Origin of the sequence: Flagellimonas alvinocaridis (assembly GCF_965248585.1) — a bacterium.
GTDB classification, from domain to species: domain Bacteria; phylum Bacteroidota; class Bacteroidia; order Flavobacteriales; family Flavobacteriaceae; genus Flagellimonas; species Flagellimonas alvinocaridis.
In genome coordinates, this window is record NZ_OZ252111.1 from 1,073,227 (window position 1) to 1,091,770 (window position 18,544).

General features: G+C 42.3%; 24 protein-coding genes. 8 read left to right on the plus strand and 16 right to left on the minus strand.

The genetic code is table 11. The features are described from left to right. Nucleotides 1-6: 6 nt before the first annotated feature. From ACP14V_RS04835 to ACP14V_RS04850, 4 genes are all read right to left on the minus strand, one after another. Nucleotides 7-582 (minus strand): TMEM175 family protein, encoded by a 576-nt coding sequence (locus tag ACP14V_RS04835; protein ID WP_136565791.1) that lies wholly within the window; start codon nt 580-582, stop codon nt 7-9. A 52-nt stretch (nt 583-634) separates the two neighbouring features. Next, nucleotides 635-1,225: a PepSY domain-containing protein gene (locus tag ACP14V_RS04840; protein ID WP_272609570.1), complete on the minus strand. Its 591-nt coding sequence runs from the start codon at nt 1,223-1,225 to the stop codon at nt 635-637. 65 nt (nt 1,226-1,290) lie between these two features. Further along, on the minus strand, nt 1,291-1,782 hold the full coding sequence (locus tag ACP14V_RS04845) for a GNAT family N-acetyltransferase (RefSeq protein ID WP_272609571.1): 492 nt from the start codon (nt 1,780-1,782) through the stop codon (nt 1,291-1,293). A 20-nt stretch (nt 1,783-1,802) separates the two neighbouring features. Continuing rightward, nucleotides 1,803-2,000, minus strand: coding sequence for a SymE family type I addiction module toxin (locus tag ACP14V_RS04850; RefSeq protein ID WP_272609572.1), 198 nt, complete (start codon nt 1,998-2,000; stop codon nt 1,803-1,805). Nucleotides 2,001-2,085: 85 nt separating this feature from the next. Here ACP14V_RS04850 and ACP14V_RS04855 point away from each other — a divergent pair, with 85 nt between their 5' ends. Beyond that, nucleotides 2,086-2,280 (plus strand): helix-turn-helix transcriptional regulator, encoded by a 195-nt coding sequence (locus tag ACP14V_RS04855; RefSeq protein ID WP_272609573.1) that lies wholly within the window; start codon nt 2,086-2,088, stop codon nt 2,278-2,280. Nucleotides 2,281-2,285: 5 nt separating this feature from the next. On the opposite strand, the gene ACP14V_RS04860 is transcribed toward ACP14V_RS04855, so the two are convergent. From ACP14V_RS04860 to ACP14V_RS04875, 4 genes are all read right to left on the minus strand, one after another. After that, on the minus strand, nt 2,286-2,675 hold the full coding sequence (locus tag ACP14V_RS04860) for a nuclear transport factor 2 family protein (RefSeq protein ID WP_272609574.1): 390 nt from the start codon (nt 2,673-2,675) through the stop codon (nt 2,286-2,288). Nucleotides 2,676-2,700: 25 nt separating this feature from the next. Further along, nucleotides 2,701-3,078, minus strand: coding sequence for a nuclear transport factor 2 family protein (locus ACP14V_RS04865; protein WP_272609575.1), 378 nt, complete (start codon nt 3,076-3,078; stop codon nt 2,701-2,703). Nucleotides 3,079-3,139: 61 nt separating this feature from the next. Next, nucleotides 3,140-3,763: a class I SAM-dependent methyltransferase gene (locus tag ACP14V_RS04870; protein ID WP_272609576.1), complete on the minus strand. Its 624-nt coding sequence runs from the start codon at nt 3,761-3,763 to the stop codon at nt 3,140-3,142. Nucleotides 3,764-3,793: 30 nt separating this feature from the next. Then, nucleotides 3,794-4,687, minus strand: coding sequence for a TraB/GumN family protein (locus tag ACP14V_RS04875; protein ID WP_272609577.1), 894 nt, complete (start codon nt 4,685-4,687; stop codon nt 3,794-3,796). Nucleotides 4,688-4,854: 167 nt separating this feature from the next. Between ACP14V_RS04875 and ACP14V_RS04880 the strand changes: the two genes are divergently transcribed. Then, nucleotides 4,855-5,787 carry a peptidylprolyl isomerase gene (locus ACP14V_RS04880; RefSeq protein WP_272609578.1) on the plus strand — a complete coding sequence of 311 codons (933 nt, stop codon included), beginning with the start codon at nt 4,855-4,857 and terminating at the stop codon, nt 5,785-5,787. Nucleotides 5,788-6,263: 476 nt separating this feature from the next. On the opposite strand, the gene ACP14V_RS04885 is transcribed toward ACP14V_RS04880, so the two are convergent. Then, complete coding sequence (locus ACP14V_RS04885) at nt 6,264-6,458, minus strand: cold-shock protein (RefSeq protein ID WP_272609579.1); 195 nt, start codon at nt 6,456-6,458, stop codon at nt 6,264-6,266. Between the two features lie 87 nt (nt 6,459-6,545). Continuing rightward, entirely contained in the window at nt 6,546-7,184 is a 639-nt protein-coding gene (locus tag ACP14V_RS04890; protein WP_136565799.1) for a peroxiredoxin, read from the minus strand. A gap of 166 nt (nt 7,185-7,350) precedes the next feature. Between ACP14V_RS04890 and ACP14V_RS04895 the strand changes: the two genes are divergently transcribed. Next, nucleotides 7,351-7,893 (plus strand): YfiT family bacillithiol transferase, encoded by a 543-nt coding sequence (locus ACP14V_RS04895; protein WP_272609580.1) that lies wholly within the window; start codon nt 7,351-7,353, stop codon nt 7,891-7,893. A 1-nt stretch (nt 7,894) separates the two neighbouring features. On the opposite strand, the gene ACP14V_RS04900 is transcribed toward ACP14V_RS04895, so the two are convergent. The 6 genes from ACP14V_RS04900 to ACP14V_RS04925 all read right to left on the minus strand — a co-directional run bounded on the left by ACP14V_RS04900 (nt 7,895) and on the right by ACP14V_RS04925 (nt 14,177). Further along, nucleotides 7,895-8,422, minus strand: coding sequence for a GNAT family N-acetyltransferase (locus ACP14V_RS04900; protein WP_272609581.1), 528 nt, complete (start codon nt 8,420-8,422; stop codon nt 7,895-7,897). Further along, nucleotides 8,419-8,742 carry a cupin domain-containing protein gene (locus tag ACP14V_RS04905; protein ID WP_272609582.1) on the minus strand — a complete coding sequence of 108 codons (324 nt, stop codon included), beginning with the start codon at nt 8,740-8,742 and terminating at the stop codon, nt 8,419-8,421. Before ACP14V_RS04905 ends, ACP14V_RS04900 begins: the two co-directional genes overlap by 4 nt. After that, nucleotides 8,743-9,297 carry a thioredoxin family protein gene (locus ACP14V_RS04910; protein ID WP_272609583.1) on the minus strand — a complete coding sequence of 185 codons (555 nt, stop codon included), beginning with the start codon at nt 9,295-9,297 and terminating at the stop codon, nt 8,743-8,745. A 53-nt stretch (nt 9,298-9,350) separates the two neighbouring features. Further along, on the minus strand, nt 9,351-11,879 hold the full coding sequence (locus tag ACP14V_RS04915; protein ID WP_272609584.1) for a M14 family metallopeptidase: 2,529 nt from the start codon (nt 11,877-11,879) through the stop codon (nt 9,351-9,353). Between the two features lie 92 nt (nt 11,880-11,971). Continuing rightward, nucleotides 11,972-12,343, minus strand: a complete 372-nt coding sequence (locus tag ACP14V_RS04920; protein ID WP_136565805.1) for a PUR family DNA/RNA-binding protein — start codon at nt 12,341-12,343, stop codon at nt 11,972-11,974. A gap of 82 nt (nt 12,344-12,425) precedes the next feature. Next, entirely contained in the window at nt 12,426-14,177 is a 1,752-nt protein-coding gene (locus ACP14V_RS04925; protein ID WP_136565806.1) for an ABC transporter ATP-binding protein, read from the minus strand. Between the two features lie 177 nt (nt 14,178-14,354). Between ACP14V_RS04925 and nusB the strand changes: the two genes are divergently transcribed. From nusB to ACP14V_RS04950, 5 genes are all read left to right on the plus strand, one after another. After that, complete coding sequence (nusB, locus tag ACP14V_RS04930; RefSeq protein ID WP_272609585.1) at nt 14,355-15,302, plus strand: transcription antitermination factor NusB; 948 nt, start codon at nt 14,355-14,357, stop codon at nt 15,300-15,302. A 38-nt stretch (nt 15,303-15,340) separates the two neighbouring features. Continuing rightward, complete coding sequence (locus ACP14V_RS04935; RefSeq protein WP_272609586.1) at nt 15,341-15,820, plus strand: DUF1573 domain-containing protein; 480 nt, start codon at nt 15,341-15,343, stop codon at nt 15,818-15,820. 13 nt (nt 15,821-15,833) lie between these two features. Then, a complete protein-coding gene (gene yajC / locus ACP14V_RS04940; RefSeq protein WP_136565809.1) occupies nt 15,834-16,124 on the plus strand; it encodes a preprotein translocase subunit YajC in 291 nt (96 codons plus the stop codon). Between the two features lie 84 nt (nt 16,125-16,208). Further along, nucleotides 16,209-17,555, plus strand: a complete 1,347-nt coding sequence (locus ACP14V_RS04945) for a Gfo/Idh/MocA family protein (RefSeq protein WP_136565810.1) — start codon at nt 16,209-16,211, stop codon at nt 17,553-17,555. 15 nt (nt 17,556-17,570) lie between these two features. Next, entirely contained in the window at nt 17,571-18,488 is a 918-nt protein-coding gene (locus ACP14V_RS04950; protein ID WP_272609587.1) for a hypothetical protein, read from the plus strand. The last annotated feature ends 56 nt before the right edge of the window (nt 18,489-18,544 follow it).

Consider the following 18,544-nt stretch of genomic DNA (forward strand, 5'->3'; position numbering starts at 1 on the left):
CAAGGGTCAACCCTCCAAAATCCGTTCGATTCTTTTGTCGGGAATGAGCCAAATCAAGGCTACAAGGACGAACATAGCTCCTGATACCCATGGTGTAATCCAGGCAAAAGCAATCCCAATAAGGTACAGAATGGGGGAAAGCTTGCCCTTCAGGTCCTTGCCCACGGCTTTTTTCAATACGGAGTCCTCTCCCTGTGTTTTAATGATAGTGTACTGTAGATAGAAATACGCCAGTGCTGCCATCAAAAGGATGACACCATATAGGGCAATAGGGTTTTCCGAAAAATGGTTTTCGCCCATCCACCCCGTCACAAAGGGAACCAAGGAGAGCCAGAACAAAAGATGCAGATTGGCCCAAAGTACCTTTCCCGTGACCTTTTTTACCGTGTGCATCATGTGGTGATGGTTGTTCCAATAGATGCCCAAATAGATAAAACTGAGCACATAGCTCAAAAAAACCGGGATCAACGGAACAAGGTCCGTGAATTCCTCTCCATGGGGAACCTTGATTTCCAAAACCATGATGGTGATGATGATGGCCAGTACGCCATCGCTGAAAGCCTCCATTCGTCCTTTGGTCATAATGTTTGGTATTTAGGGTTAGATCATACGCCTAATATACCAAAATGACCGTTCACCCTGCCTTTGAGGTTGAAACAAGCTTGGGCTTTGTGGTCTTTTTCATTCTTTTGGGGCCGTACCACAACCAAAAACCTGTGATGGTGAACAACAAGAGTGAAGTGCCCATCATACTGGTATACACCAATTTTATCACTCCCGAAGTTCCCAGATAACGGTCCAGAATGGAGCCGTCGTGTACTTTTTCCAAAAAGTCTGAACGGCGCTGGCCAATGGAAAGCACATTGCCCGTAGCACCATCCAACTGTACCTCGTAGTATGCATCCACAAAGACAAACTTTACCATGCCCTTGTCCTTGCGCATATCAATGCGGTCCAGTTCCAAGGAAAGCTGTGGCGAAACGGAGTTGTGCAAGGTGTTGCAGGCAATGGTGTGCAGGCTGTCCACTGGGAGCCAGTCCCGTAAATCGGTGGAAGTGCCCTTTTGCGACTCGGGAAGGATCATCCCTGCAGTGTTCTTTTTCCAGCCGAGCAACAGGCCGGAGACCGATATGAAAAAGAAGAATACAAATAAAAAGGCACCTGTGGTACGGTGCACTTTTCTAAAAACCCGTAAAATTTTCGCCTGCTTTTTTCTTTTCCCCATACAACTATAAAATCGGTACAAATAATCCTATAAAAATCGGCAAAATTTATGAGATTTCCAGAAATTTAAGACTTATGGGATTCTACCGCATTTGGGTTCCATAAGCGGTACCTGATGAACCGTTCATTGCCCACATGGAGCTCGCGTTCCTTTACAAACCCCAAGCGAAGCAAACCTTGTACGCGGATGCGTGTGGGTGGGAACAATACGGTTACCGAGGGCAGTCCCATCTCCCCAAAAGCCTTTTTAATGATGCCTTTATACAAGCTTTTACCCAGTCCCCAATAATCCGGATGGAGGACCAAGGCCAGATCGGCCTCACCATTTTCGGGCTGTAGGCCGCCCCAACCTGCAAATGTGCCATCCACCACAAAGGCCCATGGTCCGTACCCGTGTTCCTGCCACAGTTGTTCCTTGGCGGCGATAAAGGTCTTGCAGTGCTCCTCGGTGAAATTTTCTTTTAGCAAGGGCATTTGGCGGCGGACCAAGGGATGGTTCATTAAGGCGATGAGCTGCGAATTTTCAATTTCGGGGAGGCGTTTGTAGGCTATATGCATGTTTGGGAACGGTTTGGATCCTATGAGGTAGGTTGGTCGGGATTCTGTTCCAAAATAACAAGGGTGAGCTTTTTTTCCTGCATGATCACCTGTACTGTTTTCCCCTCCTCAAAACCAAGTTCCTTGAGCCAATGGCCCTCCAACCGTATTTCGGGCACCAGAATGTTGCCCCAGGTACGGCGACGGAATTTGGAATGGATTTTTAGTTTTCGATGCATGGTTCAAACTTGAATGTTCGCAATAGCGAACACGGTATAGAAAGAAATTCTGGATATTTGTTTTGTGGATAAAGAAGAACTAAAAATGAAACTCAGAATGCGGTTGGTCCAACTCCGGGAAGAAAAGGGGTTGCGGCAAGCCGATTTGGCATATGCTTGTGGTAAAGACCGGCAAGCTTTGGAGAAGATTGAAAATGGGAGGGTAAATCCAACGGTCTACACTTTATATGAAATTGCCCAAGTTCTGGAAGTGCCCTTGCTGGAGCTTTTTAGGTTTTAAGGTGATCATTCCATTACATCGGCCACCAACTTGGTGTCCGTATATTGGGTAAACTTGGTGATCTTTCCATTTTTCAGGACATACCGATGGGCAAAATCCGCGGTCATGGATTTTCCTGTTTTACCATAAGTGCCCTTGTACTGTCCAATGGCAAAGACCGATTCGCCTGCATCCACATATTCGTCAATGGTTGCGGCCCAAGAGGTCCAGTTCTCCCCAAAATTCTGGAACACGTTTTTGAGAATGGCATCAAACCCAATATGGTGCCCTCCATTGGGAAAGCCCTTCATTTGGATCCATTCAATGTCCAGGGCAAATTTTTCCTTTATGGCGTTGGTATCTCCTTTGGAGAAGTCTTGGTACAAATCCTTTATGGTTTCAATGTTCGATTTCATTCCTTGCGAATCTCTGCGGTTCGTTTTATAGTTTGATGACGTAGGAGGTCATGCTCTTGATCTTTTCGCCTTTGGCCCCTTTGAACTCATAAAAGTCCGAAAAGGCATACTGCTTTCCGTTCCGCATCACCATGGTCCCGCGTACAGCCCCTTCTTTTCCGTGGCTAAGGATTTGGTCCAAGATCAATTCCGATATGTTTTCGGTGGTCATTTGTTCCAATGCATCGGCAAATTGCTCTTTTCCCTCTATTTTTCCATTCCCAACAATGGTCCAGACGATATCATCCGTTACACTGTCCAGAAGGAATTTCACATTGGTTTTGACAAACGCACTATTGAATTCTTTCAAAAATGCCATTTTGGGAGAGTTTCCGCAGTTGGGCTTCGAGGTGATTTTTGTCATCCGGCAGGTTTTTGGTCTAAGTTCAGGGTTTCCAGTTTCAAAAAAGAGTGATTTGGTGATTTTATTTTTTCCGTCCCACAAACCGCACCACCGAACCAGTTCCCGAGTGGTAAAGTCCTTCGTTGAGCTCAACTTCCTTTTCCACAAGCTCAATGATTTCATAATCCGTAAAATCTTGGAGCAATTCTTCCATGGAGAAGAGGCTTTCCAAGTCCCTAGGGCCGCCCACCTTGGGGGTTTTCTCCCGATAGGGCAGATGTTTTTTCCCAAAAGCCTCAAAAATTACCGTCCCACCCTTGCGTAAATAGGCGCTGAGCAGTTTGTGGTATGTGGACTTAATGGAGGCCGGAAAATGGGCATAGATCAGTACAATGGCATCAAATTGCCCTTCGGTATATGCAAGGTCGGGTAGTTGCCCCACCTCATAGTTCAAGTATACTTTGTTCTTTTCGGCAAGCTGTAATGCTTTTTTCCGTCCTTCCGTACTGATGTCGAATGCGGAAACGGTCCAACCCAATTTGGCGGCATACACGGCATTGCGGCCTTCACCCTCAGCGGCAAAGAGGATGCTCCCAGGCTGAAGCTTTTCCAATTGTTCGCGCAGATACTCATTGGGTTTTTCCCCAAAGGCGTATGCAGTGTTGCTATATCGTGCGTCCCATCGTTTTAACCAAGGGTCTTTCATATTGTATGATTTTAAATTTATGACATGGCATTAGTTTGGTGCTACCGGTGTTACGGTATAGCCCAAAGCCTTTAACTGGGGTATCAACCCACATTCATACATAAGATGGCTTAACCCTACCACAATAAAACAGTTATTGGTTTGTAGTTTGCTCTCTATAGTTTTCATCCATGCCTTGTTTCTATTGGTCAATATCAAAGTATTGGTGCAAGGACGGTTCCATTGGTAATCAATATTCATTTTGGCGTACCAATCCACTTCTCCACAACCATCTTTATTTTTGGATTTTATTTTGTCCATGATACCTGCAAGTCTTTTTTTATGGACTCTTTTGGGCATGCCTTCCACATCTTTGTTGATAAGATTGATTTGTTCTTCCGTGGTTTCCAATCCCAACAGGGGAATGTTTAGATTTTGCGCCTTGGTGCCTATGTAATCATCCAGGGAAAGATAATTGGCTTCAGTATCTTTTGACAAACAGATTCGTTCTTTAAAATAGCGGTTCAAGAACACGTGAAGCTCGGTCGGCGTCAATTTGTTGAAATCCATTTTGCTTGATGCAAAAATACGTTGTATCCATTGTAAATCTTCTCTGTCCAAGTACTGATTCCATTTGGTTTCCACTTCACGGTGGTTAATGATATCCTCGGCCATTTGCCCAGGAATATTCAGATTTTCCTTTATTAATAGGTCCGAAGTCGCCAAAAATTCATTGGCTGATGTGAGGGAATCAAAGAACTGTTTTCCAAACGCATGGTGCGTCCCAAACAAATAAGAAGTTTTTTGGGTATTGGGGCTGGTAACCTTAAAGAGGAGCGTTTTTATGGGAAAGACACTTCGGGCTGTACCTTTTTTGCCATATGCGGTGGTAATGCATAGCATGGCGCATAAAAATAAGGCGCTCCAGTTCACTGTATTTGTCATGTATCAAATTTTCGAAAGAATCTTTACTGAGGTTTTGATGGTTGCATATAGGTATAAAAATACTTTCTATTTCCCAAAAAACCATCTATTCAAGGTAATGCTCTTTAAAACCCCTACCTTTGCATCCTTGGAAAATATAACATCCGAATAATTTATAATCAGAAGATATGCAAGACGGAATCTACGCGAAATTCAATACCTCCAAAGGTGAAATATTGGTGAAGCTTACTTATGATAAAACCCCGGGTACTGTGGGTAATTTTGTGGCTTTGGCAGAAGGAAATATGGAAAATTCGGCAAAACCACAAGGTAAACCCTACTATGATGGGTTGAAATTCCACAGAGTTATTGCTGATTTTATGATTCAAGGAGGCTGTCCGCAAGGTACTGGAACTGGAGACCCTGGGTATAAGTTTGATGATGAGTTTCATCCGGAATTGACCCATGAAGGACCGGGGGTACTTTCCATGGCCAATGCCGGTCCTGGTACCAATGGGAGCCAATTTTTTATTACCCATGTGGCCACACCTTGGTTGGACAATAAGCATACGGTTTTCGGACATGTAGAGCATGGACAGGAAGTTGTGGATACCATTGCTCAAGGAGATGCTATTGAAAGTTTGGAAATAGTTAGAGTAGGTGATGCTGCCCAAAATTGGAATGCTATTGAAGCTTTCAGGACTTTTGAGGGTGCCCGGGAAAAACGAATTGCGGAAGCTAAAGCCAAGGCAGAAGCGGAGATGGAGGAGTTGGCTGCTGGTTTTGACAAGACCGACAGCGGACTACGCTATAAAATTATTCAAAAGGGAAGTGGTGCCAAGCCCCAAAAAGGGAGTACCGTTTCAGTACACTACGAAGGCTGTTTGTCCAACGGGCAGGTTTTTGATTCTTCCTATAAAAGAAATCAACCTATTGATTTTAGCCTTGGTGTTGGCCAAGTAATTCCTGGATGGGATGAAGGGATAGGATTGTTGCAGGTAGGTGATAAGGCCAGATTTGTAATACCATCGCACTTGGCGTATGGAAGTGCTGGAGCTGGAGGTGTTATTCCACCAGACGCCACTTTGATTTTTGATGTGGAACTGATGGATGTGAAATAACATGAGTTTAATTCAATGATACTGGAAAAGCTTCCTTAAAAAAGGGAGCTTTTTTATTTTGTGCTTTTGCTACTGATCAACAGTACACCAAAGTTGACAACCAGTAATAGAAGTAAAACGGTAAAGAATGTGCCCATATTGGATTTTTGTCTTTTTATTGATAACAATTCAACGTAAGAAAACCCTACTCTATTGCCTTTAATTTTAAAAACTTACTCTATTCTCCGTTGAGAGTCCCTTATTTTAAGAACCCTTTTTGGAACCAATGGCACTTACAATGAGCAATAATGCATTGATGATAAAAAGGATGAGGAGTATCCAAAAAAAAGCGGTCATGGTATTTGTTGTTTAATGGTTATGGGGAACGGTGTTTTAGAGTAGATAGTAAAAAGAAAAGAGGTTGCGTGGAATTTTTAAAAAAATAAAACCCGGACAATTGTCCGGGTTTTTGATCTATAAAAAAGTACGTTTATGCCTTAATCAATAACTTGCACGTTTACGGCGTTTAATCCTTTTTTACCTTGTTGTAGTTCAAATTCTACAACATCACCTTCTCTAATTTCGTCGATCAAACCTGAAACGTGTACAAAGTGATCTGCTTCTGAACCTTCTTCAGTGATAAAACCATAACCTTTTGAATCATTGAAGAATTTTACTGTTCCTTTACTCATAATAAATACTAAAAAAATTAATTGAGCAGCGAAAGTACATTTAATTTATTGATAATTAGGCTTTTTATGCTTTTTTCTTGTAAATAACTATGCGGTTGGGTCTGGAGTTAACCGCAAATAAGGCTTAACTTCTTCAACGCCACGGGAAAAGATTTGTTTGGCCTCTTCGGTGGGTATGGCAGGACTTACCACTACTTTTTCCCCATTTTTCCAGTTAGCAGGAGTGGCCACTTTGTGGTTTGCCGTCAACTGAAGGGAATCCACGACCCTCAGCAACTCGTAAAAGTTTCTTCCTGTTGAAGCGGGATAGGTCAATATTAACTTAACTTTTTTGTCAGACCCAATAATGAATACCGAACGAACGGTAAGGGTGTCGTTGGCATTAGGGTGGATCATATCATATAGGTCGGATACTTTTCTGTCCTCGTCCGCAATAATAGGAAAATTGACTACTGTTTGCTGTGTTTCGTTAATGTCCTTTATCCATTCCTTGTGGGATTCGGCACCATCAACACTCAAAGCCATCATTTTAACATTGCGCTTATCAAATTCGTCCTTAAACTTGGCGGCAGTACCCAACTCTGTTGTACAAACCGGAGTAAAATCGGCAGGGTGGGAGAAAAGAATGCCCCAACCATCACCAAGATAATCGTAAAAGTTCAATGTGCCCTCAGAAGTTACGGCAGTGAAATCAGGAGCGGTATCGCCCAATCGTAGTGTGGCCATTTGTATTTTGTTTTTAGATTAAAAATAATAGTATCCTACAAAATTAGTAGATAAATTAATCGTTGGTTTTTCAGCGCGTTAAAAGTGTATTAAAATTCTATGCTGCACTTATACTTTGTAGTCGTGTGATTTGTGTTTGCATGCAAGAGTTCATTACTTTTGATGTATGGAAAAAGAACAATTGGAACAACTTCGGTATCCTATCGGGCACTATCAGATTCCAGAACCGATCACGCAACAAAATTTGGATGAATGGATTGCTATTTTGGAACATCTTCCCGAACGCTTGGCAAATATGGTCAATCCACTTTCCGAGGAACAATTGGAGACTCCTTATCGCCCAGATGGTTGGACGGTGAGGCAGTTGGTACACCATATTTCGGATAGTCACCATCATAGCTATATTCGATTTAAATGGGCACTTACCGAGGACAATCCGTTGATCAAGCCTTATGATGAGAAAGCTTGGGCAGAATTGTTTGATTCCAAGACCGCTCCCATACAAATGTCCTTGGACCACTTAAAAGTGGTACATGCCAAGCTTGTACATCTTTTAAAGGGCCTTACGGAAGAAGATTTACAACGTAAGTTTACGCACCCCGATGGTAATGAGGAGACAACACTAAAGGAAAACATAGGACGCTATGCATGGCACGGCAGCCATCATTTTGCCCATATTAAAAATCTTTTGGAACGTCATTGCTGGTAAATCAAAGTTGTTTTGTCAAAATGTACATGGCTTTTTCTGAAGGTTTTGCCCCAATAATGGTAAGTTCACTTTCTCTTTTTATTTTGAAGCCATTTTTAAGGTAAAATTGCAAGGGTTTCCCTTTTTGCATGGTATCTAGCCAAACTACTTTCTTTTTTAGGTCGATGGCTTTTTTTTCGATAAGCTGAAGCACCTTTTTACCCAATCCTTTTCCAGAAAATGCCTTGAGCAGATAGATTTTTTCTGCTTTGAGTGATGTCTCATCAGGAAATTCATCCACCCCTTTGTTCTTCACCAATTTTACGATGCCAACAATATCCTGACCCATTTTTACAAGGTAATTGGTTACGTTGGGGTCCATTAACTCTGCACTTACAATAGTGTTGGTAAAGCCAATGGAAATATAAGGAGTAGGGTCTTCATTTTCCCACAGATGGAGGTAGTGTTCCCGATAAGATTTTTTCCCAACGGAGATATACGTTTCCAGTGTGGAAGCATCCACGGTTTCCAAAACTACAAGATTGTTCATATGTCGCTTTCTCCTCCTTCAGGACCATAGAATAATACCCATGTGGCAAAATCATCAGTAAAATTTTCAAACCGATGTTCCACTCCTGCAGGCACAAACAAGAAATCTCCAACCGAAAAAGTGGTTCTCTTTCCATTGTTCAAAAACTCACCACTTCCAGAAATCACTACATACACCTCGTCCCGGGAATGGGGTTGTTGTAGATCGACTTTTTCTGGTTTGTAAATTTCAACGGACAGACTGCCGTGCTGGAACAAGGTCAAAAAGCGGGAATTTTTGGTCGATAGTTCTTCCAGGGCCTTTTTTGGACTGATTTTCATCTACTTCCATTTAATATTGCAGCCAATACTAGGCTTCTGATCTATGTTTACTTGCTTCCCGGTTAAAATGGCATCCATGGCATCTTGGAGGTCGGACCCGGTGAGTGGCAAACCATTTCCCGGTCTTGAATCGTCCAATTGTCCTCGGTACACCAATTCCAAATCAGAATTGAAAAGATAAAAGTCAGGCGTGCAGGCTGCGTCGTATGCTTTGGCCACTTCCTGACTTTCATCATAGAGATAAGGAAATGTGTATTCCATTTTCCTGGCATTTTCTTTCATAAGATGCGGGGCATCCTGAGGATAATTAACCACATCGTTGCTGGAAATTGCCACAAAACCAATGCCCTGGGTTTGGTATTGCTTGCCAAGTTTGGCTATCATTGGGTTTACGTGAATCACAAAGGGGCAATGATTGCAAATGAACATGACCACGGTTCCTTTTTCTCCTTTCAAATCTGATAAAGAAAGGATTTTATCAGAAACAGTGTCCCTTAATTTGAAATCTGGAGCTTTGGTGCCCAGTGGCAACATATTGCTTGGGGTTCTAGCCATAATTGTTCATTTTTGGATGACTCTTTCCATTAGTGGATGCACTACAACATCCCTTACATCATGTGTCCAAAGAAAATGGCGTTCATCAAAAGCTTGTTGGTGCCATACCAAAATGCCCTGAAGTTGGTGTTGTCTGTAAACAATACCACTCTTCCCTTACCCATTCGTTTTACCTTGAATGGAACACTATTTTTGATGAGTTCTGCATTTTCTTCCGAAATATAACCACTCAACAACGGATTATTGGTGTACTGAATCGGGTTGTCATAGCTGTTCTTTTCTGGGTTCAAATAGATGTTGGTATTTCTGAATAGGGCCAATCTGTCGTTTTTGTAACCATAATTAATGGGATGTGATCTATCCAATATGGCTTCAAAGATGGCGCCACCTGTAACTTGGGCTCCTTGAAAATCCTGTTTTTGATCAAAAGGAATGTTTTTGGCGACCAAAGTATCCTTGCGTAGCTCTAAATCTATGAATTCGTTGCTTTTAAACCAATTGGCCGTGTTTCGGTAGCCAATCACGGTACCCCCGTTCTTTACCCATTCCTTAACCTTTTCGGCCCCTTTTTTATCCAATAGATTACTGCCGCCCCAACCAGTTCCTGGAAGAATCAATGCAGTGTACGAATCAAGATCCGCACTGTTGAAATAACGGGTGTCTATTTTTGTGATTTTCATGTCGTAGCGCGTATCGAACAAGTGCCAGATTTCCCCGGCATCGTAGGAACGCGTGCCATCTCCTATCAACAAGGCAACTTTCTGCTTTTTCAGGGCTTCAAAATCATTGCTTCCCAAATCTATGCCTTGGGTATAGCCTGTTGAAACACCATTAATTTTAATGCTACTTTCTTGGGCAATTTTATTCAAAAAGGTATAAAGCCCATCCGAATCCAGTTTTTGATTTTGGACGGGAACCATGATAGAACCATAGTCATAGCGTGTTCCTTCCAAGGTAAAGGGAGACATGGCCGCTTTGGCCCTCAATCCTTTTTCCAAAATTTTGTTCAAGACCTTTGGTGTATAATATTCATGCCACTCGAACACATAGGCGTAGCTGCTCTTTTTGTCAACGCCGCCAGAAGGTTTTTCAAAATCCATAACCTCAGGTCCTGCATTGGACAGGGAACTAAGTTCTGCGTAATCCACATTGAAGGCCAAAGGAAAGGTCCAAGCGGAGATGTCATAAAAAAGACTATCGGTAAAAGTGGTTCGCTTTTCAAACATGGCGTTGATGAGTCTTGGATTCTTTTGGTTCATCGGAACTACATAGCTATGCCCTTTTTTGAAAGTTTTCCCACCAATGGTGGCATCAGAGGCTAATTCGTGAAACTTGATCTTATGTCTCTTAAGAATTTCGGCCAAATGCCAAGTTTTTGAAGCGTCCTTGCTATCACCAAAAATAATGGCCTTTGTTTTGCTACGGGCGGCTTCATTGCGAAGGTCTGCATAGAACGCTTTCTGATAGTCCAAAATTTTGGTACGCATATTCTTTGCGGCCTCAATGGTAGATAGCGCAGTAGTAAATTGGTTTCTTATGGTAAATGGGAAGGTTAAAATACCATTTTCGCTCTCTTGGATATGACCTCTTGAGCTGCCTTGTTCAAAAAGAATGCCGATACTTCCATTTACATCGGGGAATGTGGATCCTTTTCCGTAATAATAATCATCATAATTCTCTTCGGAGTAGTAGAGTGACCCAATTTTGTCCAAAGCCTTGGCATGGTAGCTTCCAATTTCCTTGGTAAGTTCCTGATTTATTTTTGGTGTCAATGGATGTACCCTTGTAGGTTCCCCGGGTTGAAAGAAAAAGGTGGAGTTGGTGCCCATTTCATGGTGGTCGGTCAAAATATTGGGCAACCATTTGTGAAACGTTTCAATTCGGGCTCTACTCTCCGGTAATTGCACGGGAAGCCAGTCACGGTTCATATCAAACCAATAATGATTTGTACGTCCTCCGGGCCATACTTCATGGTATTCCCTTTCGTTGTTGTCTGGATTTAAGTTCTGGCTTTTGTGGATGTTGGCCCAATAGGCAAAACGTTGTAGCCCATCAGGATTGAAACTGGGATCCATGAGAATGACCATATTGTCTAAAAGAGATTCAATTTCTGGGCCCTGGGCAGCAGCAAGATAATAGGCGTAAGCCAATCCCGCATTGGAACCACTGGGTTCGTTTCCGTGAATGGAAAACCCTTGGTAGACCACAATGGGCATATTGGCGGTGTCTGTATTGGCATTTCCTTCGGAAAGAGCCACATGCTGTTGCCGAATGGTCTCTATATTTTGATGATTTTTTGGTGAAGTCACCGTGAGCAGGAGTAAAGGTCTTCCCTCAAAAGTTGTTCCCCGATTTTCAATGGTGATCCTGTCGCTGGAAGCGGCAAGGGTCTGCATGTAGAACATCAATTTGTCGTGGGTCACGTGCCATTCCCCAACTTCATGGCCAATGACATCCGCTGGTTTTGGGATTGCGGTATCATATGAAATGTCATCGGGCAGATAATAGTCCAAAGTAACTTCTTGGGCATTAAGGGTAAAACTTGCAAAAATGGCAAGGAAAAGGAAGTTGAAATTTTTCATTGGTTTCTTCTTGAATTAGTCATAGGTTAAAAATAAAAAAACGACCTTCAGAATGTAGGTCGTTTTAATGTTTTTTTAGGATGATATCCCAATTAAATGTCATCAAAATCAACATCGGTAAAACTACCTGGGGCAGTTCCATTTTCACTAATGTCGTTTTCTTCTTTTTTAAAATCCTTTTGATGACGTTCAGAAATTACCTCTTGGCCCTTTTCGTCAATGATGTAATCCATCATTTCTTCCATGATTTCCTTGAAAGCGGTAAAATCTTCTTTGTACAGATAGATTTTGTGCTTTTTGTAGTGGAAGGAGCCATCATCATGGGTAAATTTTTTACTTTCCGTAATGGTTAAGTAATAATCACCGGCCTTTGTGCTTCTTACATCAAAAAAGTAAGTTCTTCTCCCGGCCCGTAAGACTTTGGAGTAAATTTCTTCCTGATCCATGATATCTTTCTCGCCCATGTGGTCTGTTGTTGTAATTAGTTGCTTTGTTGTATAATTCTACCAAAAATGTAAAAAAAAAGCTAATTCAGCAACTTTTTTATTATTCTTTCCCTGAAAGCTGGTTGATATAGAGTTCTTTATAATAACCATCAACATTGTTCAATTGATCATGGGTGCCTTCTTGAATAATCTTGCCATTTTCCAACACAATAATCTTATCGGCATTCTTGGCAGATGATACCCTATGACTTACTATCAGGGTGGTCTTGTTTTGGGATGCCCGTTTGAGATTGTTCAGGATTTCTTCCTCGGTTTCGGTATCCACGGCGGACAAACAGTCATCAAAAAGATAAATTTGGGGGTCTTTGAGCAACGCCCGCGCTATGGAGACCCGTTGCTTCTGTCCACCACTAAGGGTAATACCCCGTTCACCTAGTATAGTATTGTATTTCTTGGCAAAACCCTCAATGTTTTCATGCACAACGGCTTTCTTCGCCACAGCTACAATCTCATCAAATGAAGCATTTTCATCACCAAAGCGGATGTTGTTCTCTATGGTGTCCGAAAAGAGGAAAGCATCCTGCGGTACGGCACCAATAGAACTTCTTAGACTGTTCAGGTTGAGCTTTTGAACGGGAATACCATCTACTAAAACCTCGCCCGAAGAGGTGTCGTACAAGCGGGCCACCAAATCCAAAATGGTTGATTTCCCGGACCCCGTTTTTCCTAAAAAGGCCACAGTCTCCCCAGCCTTTATTGTAAAGGATACATTGTCCAAGGCAGTAATATTGGTGTCATCATAGGTGAAGGACACATTCCTGAACTCAATATCCCCTTTGATGGGTGTAGACGCTACAACCTCATTTTTAATGGTGGGTTGTATGGTTAAAAATTCATTGATCCGTTTTTGTGAGGCTTCAGCTCTTTGGATGATGGAAGTGAGCCATCCCACAATGGCGACAGGCCATGTTAGCATGTTTACATATAGGATAAACTCAGCAATAATTCCAAAAGATTCTATTTGCCCATTTATATATTGCATGCCACCCACGTAGATAACAATGGTGTTGCTAATACCAATGAGCAGCACCATCAAGGGGAAAAACCAAGCGTTTACTTTGGCCAAGGCCATGCTAGTGTCCTTTCCTTCAGTGGCCAAATCCCTAAGTTCTTGGTTGATCCGTGGTTCTATGCTATAAGCTTTGATTACGGAAACCCCTGAAAAGGATTCTTGGGTAAAGGTGGACAGGGTTGACAGGAACTCTTGGACCTTGGTACTTCTTTTATGGATGATTTTACTGATCTGATAAATCAAAACCGATAAAACAGGTAAAGGCAACAAAGTATAAGCAGCCAAGGTTGGTGCTTTTATGAACATTAATGGGATCAAACAGGCAAAAAGCGTGAAGGTCTGGATGCCATACATAATAGCAGGTCCACCGTACATGCGCACTTGGTTGATATCCTCGCTGATACGGTTCATGAGGTCCCCGACACGATTCTTTTTGTAAAAATCAAGGTTCAGGATTTGATAGTGATCAAACACCTCGTTCTTTAGGTCATATTCAATATACCGGGATACGTTAATGATGGTCTGCCGCATCAAAAAAGTGAAAAGAGCGGAAAGCAAAGCCGCTCCAACGACAATCAAGATGTAATGGAACAAAGATTGCTTTGCTTCGGAAAGTGTAATGGTATTTCCAGTGTACTTTTCAACAATTTGGATGGAATTGTTCACGTAATGGGGCAAGACCAAAGAGAACAATCTAGCAATGATGGTGATCAACACCCCCATCAATAACTTAAACCAATATTTTTTGAAGTATTTATTAAGGTGTTTCAGTTCCTTCATAAGAGGGAAGGTGGTTTTTAGAACGTCTGATGATTGACAATCGAACAAAGATATACCATTGGTCCGAAAATAAATGTTATAAAACTGATAAGAAAACAACTTTGGTAGGCCACATTGAAATATAAGACTATTTTTGCGCTGTGAAAGCCAATCAATGACTTTAAAAGTTCTTTAAAAATGCTTACCAGAAGGCATATCAGAGTAAAAGTGATGCAGTGCATCTACGCACTGGTCCAATCCAAGGACGACTCCTTGCAGAAACAGGAAAAATTCCTAAGAGTTAGTATTGAAAATATGTACGTGCTCTATTTGCTGATTCTAAGCCTTTTGGCCGAATTACAGCGTTTGGCGGCCAAACATGCCAATCATGCTTCCAAAAAGTACCTTGCCACTGAGGAAGATAAGTATCCCGATCGGGAAAAGTTTGTGAAGAACAGGTTATTGCTTCAAATTGCTGAAAATGAACTCCTGAAAGACGAACTTTCCAAAAGAAAATTGAACAACTGGTACTTGAACGATGAGTATGTAAAGATTCTGTACAAAGAGGTCGTTTCCAGCGAGATATACAAAGAATACATGACCAATGGAAAGGATGGATATGAAGACGATAGGGAAGTGGTGGCACAGCTTTTTAAGGAAATAATTGCCCCGAACGAGAAGATTTATGAATATTTTGAGGATGATAAACTCACTTGGGTCGATGATTTTCCCATTGTAAACACTTTTTTGTCCAAACGGCTTCGAAAAGCAACCGAAGCTTCAGGGAATCGTTTTTTTCTACCCTCCTTGCTCAAAGACCAACAGGATATGATTTTTGCAAATGACCTTTTGACCAAGACTTTGCTCAATGATGCCAAATGGGAAAAGGAAATTGAGGGGAAAACTCCCAATTGGGACAATGACCGTATAGCCGAAATAGATCTAATCATCTTAAAAATGGCAATCTGTGAGTTACTCAACTTTCCTTCCATTCCGGAGAAAGTAACCTTAAACGAGTATTTGGAGATCGCCAAGGAGTATTCCACACCAAAGAGCAGTATTTTCATAAATGGGGTTTTGGACAAGTTGGCCAAAGAGTATAAATCTGACGGAAGGCTACAAAAAATAGGTAGAGGATTACAATAAACAATATTTGAGTATTTTTGGAAAAACAAATTTTTATCATGAAAAGAATAACAACAGTTTTTAGTTTGATCATGGTTGTTGCCATGATCAGTGTTTCCTGCAAAGACAAGGCATCCAACAAAATAGTTGCCGACAATGTGGAAAATGCAACTTCAAGGGACGAAGCTCAAAAACAGCTTCCCGTAATGAGCTTTGAAAAGGCCGAGCACGATTTTGGTGCCATAACCCAAGGAACTCCACAAGAGACTACTTTCAAGTTTACCAATACTGGAAATGCCCCCTTGATCATCACCGATGCAAGAAGTAGCTGTGGTTGTACTGTGCCGGAATATCCAAAGAACAGCCCGATTGCTCCTGGAGATTCAGGCGAATTGGTAGTAAAGTTCAACGGTTCAGGACAAAATCAGGTTACCAAGACCATTACCGTTACAGCCAACACAGAAAAAGGCACTGAAACCTTAAGGATCAAGGCCTTTGTTAATCCTAAGGAAGCGGCTCCTGCCGGTCCTGTTAAATAGATAAATTACCTTAATGGAAAGTTTAGGACAATTTTTACCTCTGATATTGATTTTTGCCGTGGCGTATTTCTTCATGATTCGTCCGCAGGTCAAACGTCAGAAGGATGAGAAGAAATTTACTTCGGAGTTGAAAAAAGGAGACCGCATCATCACAAAAAGTGGGCTTCACGGCAAAATCGTGGAATTGAACGACAAGGATTTCTCCTGTGTCATTGAAACCATGGCAGGCCGTCTAAAGTTTGATCGTTCCGCCATTTCCATGGAAATGAGTAGAAAATTGAACACTACTCCGGATAAAAAATAGTTTCTCAAGAAATTAAAAGTAAAACGTCCCCCACAATTCAGTTTGTGGGGGACGTTTTTTTGTATCTTATTCAAAATTTGAAAAATGGGTACAAGAAGACAATTCATAAGACAAGGGTCGTTATATACGGTTGGTTTGGGAACTTCCTTGTTTTTTCCAACAGAGATTTTGGCCACTATCCGAAAGACCATCAGCCCCAATGATAAGATTCATGTGGGACTTATAGGTTGCAATGGTATGGGATTTGCCAACCTTACCTCAATTTTAAAGAATAGTGAGGTTGAAGTAGTGGCACTATGCGATGTGGATGAGAATGTGCTTCGTGCCAAGACCGCAAATTTGGAAAAGGCCAACATCAAGAAACCAAAATGGTATTCGGATTATCGCAAGATGTTGGAAGATAAAGACATCCATATTGTCATTATTGGAACTCCGGACCATTGGCATTGTCTTCAATTGGTTGATGCAGTGGATGCCGGAAAAGATGTCTATTGCGAAAAGCCCATTGCCAATTCCATAGCTGAGTGCGAAGCCATGTTGTCTGCTGTTGATACCAGCGACCGAATGGTGCAGATAGGACAGTGGCAGAGAAGCCAACCCCACTTTGTGGATGCTATAAACTATGTGCATTCGGGGAAATTGGGTCAGATACGTTTGGTAAAGACCTGGGCCTACCAAGGTTGGATGAAATCCATTCCCAAAGTGGCCAACAGCACCGTTCCGGCAGGGGTGGACTATAAGATGTGGTTGGGCCCTGCACAAGACCGTCCTTTTAATAAAAATCGCTTCCATTTTGATTTTAGATGGTTTTGGGACTATGCCGGAGGTTTGATGACCGATTGGGGTGTGCATTTAATTGATTATGCCCTGTATGGTATGAAGGCAGCCACGCCAAAGTCCGTGATGGCCATGGGAGGGAAGTTCGCCTACCCTGATGATGCCGCTGAGACTCCGGATACCTTGCAAACGGTGTATGAGTTCGATGGCTTTTCACTTTTGTGGGAACATGCCAACGGTATAGATGGTGGTAACTACGGCAGAAACCATGGTGTAGCCTTTATTGGCAACAATGGCACCTTGGTGTTGGATCGCGGAGGATGGGAAGTCATCCCTGAGAAAAATCGACCTAACTGGAGTGAGGATTTGGGACCTAAAATAGAGCCGGTGCCCCTACAGACCGTAGATGCGAATGGCTTGGATTTGCATACAGTAAATTTCTTGGAAGCCATTAAGAAAAGGGACAAGACTATTCTTAATGCTCCTATTAAGGTAGGTTACGATGCTGCGGTTGTTAGCCATATGGGCAACGTGGCCTATAAAACGGGAGAGCGCTTGTTCTGGGATGCCCAAAGAAAACAATTCAATCATAAAGAGGCCGATTTGCTATTGGTCAATGAATACCATAATGGCTGGAAAATGCCAACAAAATAAGTTCTATCAAACTTTATGAATATTTTCCTCGATAGCCGTTCACAGGCCATGTGTTTATGCTTTGCATGGGTGTTGATGTTAGGATGCTCAACTCCAAAAAAAGAAATTGCATCGCAGGTAAGACAAGTACCTTCTCCCATGCAGGATTATATCCGGGAACACGCCCGACTGAAGAATGAAGAGCCTCCGGGTACTAAGATTGTATTGGAGAATATATTGTCTAAACCGGTCACAGTATACTTGCCTTCTGCTACGGAGGGCATTAGAGAGTTGGATTTGCTCATCCATTTTCATGGAGCACCCCTTGTGGCCATGCAGGCCGTTCACAATTTAAAAAGGCCTATGGTTTTGGCCGTGGTGCAACAAGGTTCGGGTTCTTCGGTCTATGCAGCGCCTTTTGTCGATGTGGAGGTCTATCCCCGTCTGTTGAAAGCCATACAGGATGAATTAGGTGTAGACCAGATCGGAAAAGTATATTTCAGCTCCTTTAGTGCCGGATATGGTGCCGTTCGTGAGTTGTTGAAGGCCCATGAAGCCAGCATTGATGGTATTGTACTTTTGGATGGACTCCATACCGATTATCTTCCCGATGCCACTCCTTTGGCCCAAGGCGGGCAATTGAATGCAGAAAAAATGAAAGGTTTCTTGGCATTTGCCCAAAAAGCAGTCAACGGAGAGAAGAAGATGCTCATAACCCATTCCGAGATTTTTCCGGGAACCTATGCCAGTACCACTGAAACCGCCGATTGGTTGATCACGGAATTGGGGTTAAAACGAAACCCGATTCTGGAATGGGGTCCCATGGGCATGCAACAAGTGTCCGAAACCCAAAAAGGCAATTTTGAGGTCAAGGCGTTTGTGGGCAATACAGCCCCCGATCATGTGGATCATTTGCATGGGCTAGAGGATTTTTTAGAAGTGATGATAAATTGAGAAATGCAGTTTTTGACTTGTTCGAAGCCATGTTTTTTTGGTATCACAATAGGCTG

Bases quoted from the DNA above. Each gene is read 5' to 3' on its own strand.
- ACP14V_RS04895 (WP_272609580.1), top strand. From the start codon at position 7,351: ATGGAAAAAGAACAATTGGAACAACTTCGGTATCCTATCGGGCACTAT.
- ACP14V_RS04860 (WP_272609574.1), bottom strand. From the start codon at position 2,675: ATGAAATCGAACATTGAAACCATAAAGGATTTGTACCAAGACTTCTCC.
- ACP14V_RS04950 (WP_272609587.1), top strand. From the start codon at position 17,571: ATGAATATTTTCCTCGATAGCCGTTCACAGGCCATGTGTTTATGCTTT.
- ACP14V_RS04835 (WP_136565791.1), bottom strand. From the start codon at position 582: ATGACCAAAGGACGAATGGAGGCTTTCAGCGATGGCGTACTGGCCATC.
- ACP14V_RS04865 (WP_272609575.1), bottom strand. From the start codon at position 3,078: ATGACAAAAATCACCTCGAAGCCCAACTGCGGAAACTCTCCCAAAATG.
- nusB (WP_272609585.1), top strand. From the start codon at position 14,355: ATGCTTACCAGAAGGCATATCAGAGTAAAAGTGATGCAGTGCATCTAC.
- ACP14V_RS04840 (WP_272609570.1), bottom strand. From the start codon at position 1,225: ATGGGGAAAAGAAAAAAGCAGGCGAAAATTTTACGGGTTTTTAGAAAA.
- ACP14V_RS04910 (WP_272609583.1), bottom strand. From the start codon at position 9,297: ATGGCTAGAACCCCAAGCAATATGTTGCCACTGGGCACCAAAGCTCCA.
- ACP14V_RS04900 (WP_272609581.1), bottom strand. From the start codon at position 8,422: ATGAACAATCTTGTAGTTTTGGAAACCGTGGATGCTTCCACACTGGAA.
- ACP14V_RS04870 (WP_272609576.1), bottom strand. From the start codon at position 3,763: ATGAAAGACCCTTGGTTAAAACGATGGGACGCACGATATAGCAACACT.
- ACP14V_RS04850 (WP_272609572.1), bottom strand. From the start codon at position 2,000: ATGCATCGAAAACTAAAAATCCATTCCAAATTCCGTCGCCGTACCTGG.
- ACP14V_RS04875 (WP_272609577.1), bottom strand. From the start codon at position 4,687: ATGACAAATACAGTGAACTGGAGCGCCTTATTTTTATGCGCCATGCTA.
- ACP14V_RS04920 (WP_136565805.1), bottom strand. From the start codon at position 12,343: ATGGGCGAGAAAGATATCATGGATCAGGAAGAAATTTACTCCAAAGTC.
- ACP14V_RS04905 (WP_272609582.1), bottom strand. From the start codon at position 8,742: ATGAAAATCAGTCCAAAAAAGGCCCTGGAAGAACTATCGACCAAAAAT.
- ACP14V_RS04845 (WP_272609571.1), bottom strand. From the start codon at position 1,782: ATGCATATAGCCTACAAACGCCTCCCCGAAATTGAAAATTCGCAGCTC.
- ACP14V_RS04885 (WP_272609579.1), bottom strand. From the start codon at position 6,458: ATGAGTAAAGGAACAGTAAAATTCTTCAATGATTCAAAAGGTTATGGT.
- ACP14V_RS04880 (WP_272609578.1), top strand. From the start codon at position 4,855: ATGCAAGACGGAATCTACGCGAAATTCAATACCTCCAAAGGTGAAATA.
- ACP14V_RS04925 (WP_136565806.1), bottom strand. From the start codon at position 14,177: ATGAAGGAACTGAAACACCTTAATAAATACTTCAAAAAATATTGGTTT.
- ACP14V_RS04855 (WP_272609573.1), top strand. From the start codon at position 2,086: ATGAAACTCAGAATGCGGTTGGTCCAACTCCGGGAAGAAAAGGGGTTG.
- ACP14V_RS04935 (WP_272609586.1), top strand. From the start codon at position 15,341: ATGAAAAGAATAACAACAGTTTTTAGTTTGATCATGGTTGTTGCCATG.
- ACP14V_RS04890 (WP_136565799.1), bottom strand. From the start codon at position 7,184: ATGGCCACACTACGATTGGGCGATACCGCTCCTGATTTCACTGCCGTA.
- ACP14V_RS04945 (WP_136565810.1), top strand. From the start codon at position 16,209: ATGGGTACAAGAAGACAATTCATAAGACAAGGGTCGTTATATACGGTT.
- ACP14V_RS04915 (WP_272609584.1), bottom strand. From the start codon at position 11,879: ATGAAAAATTTCAACTTCCTTTTCCTTGCCATTTTTGCAAGTTTTACC.
- yajC (WP_136565809.1), top strand. From the start codon at position 15,834: ATGGAAAGTTTAGGACAATTTTTACCTCTGATATTGATTTTTGCCGTG.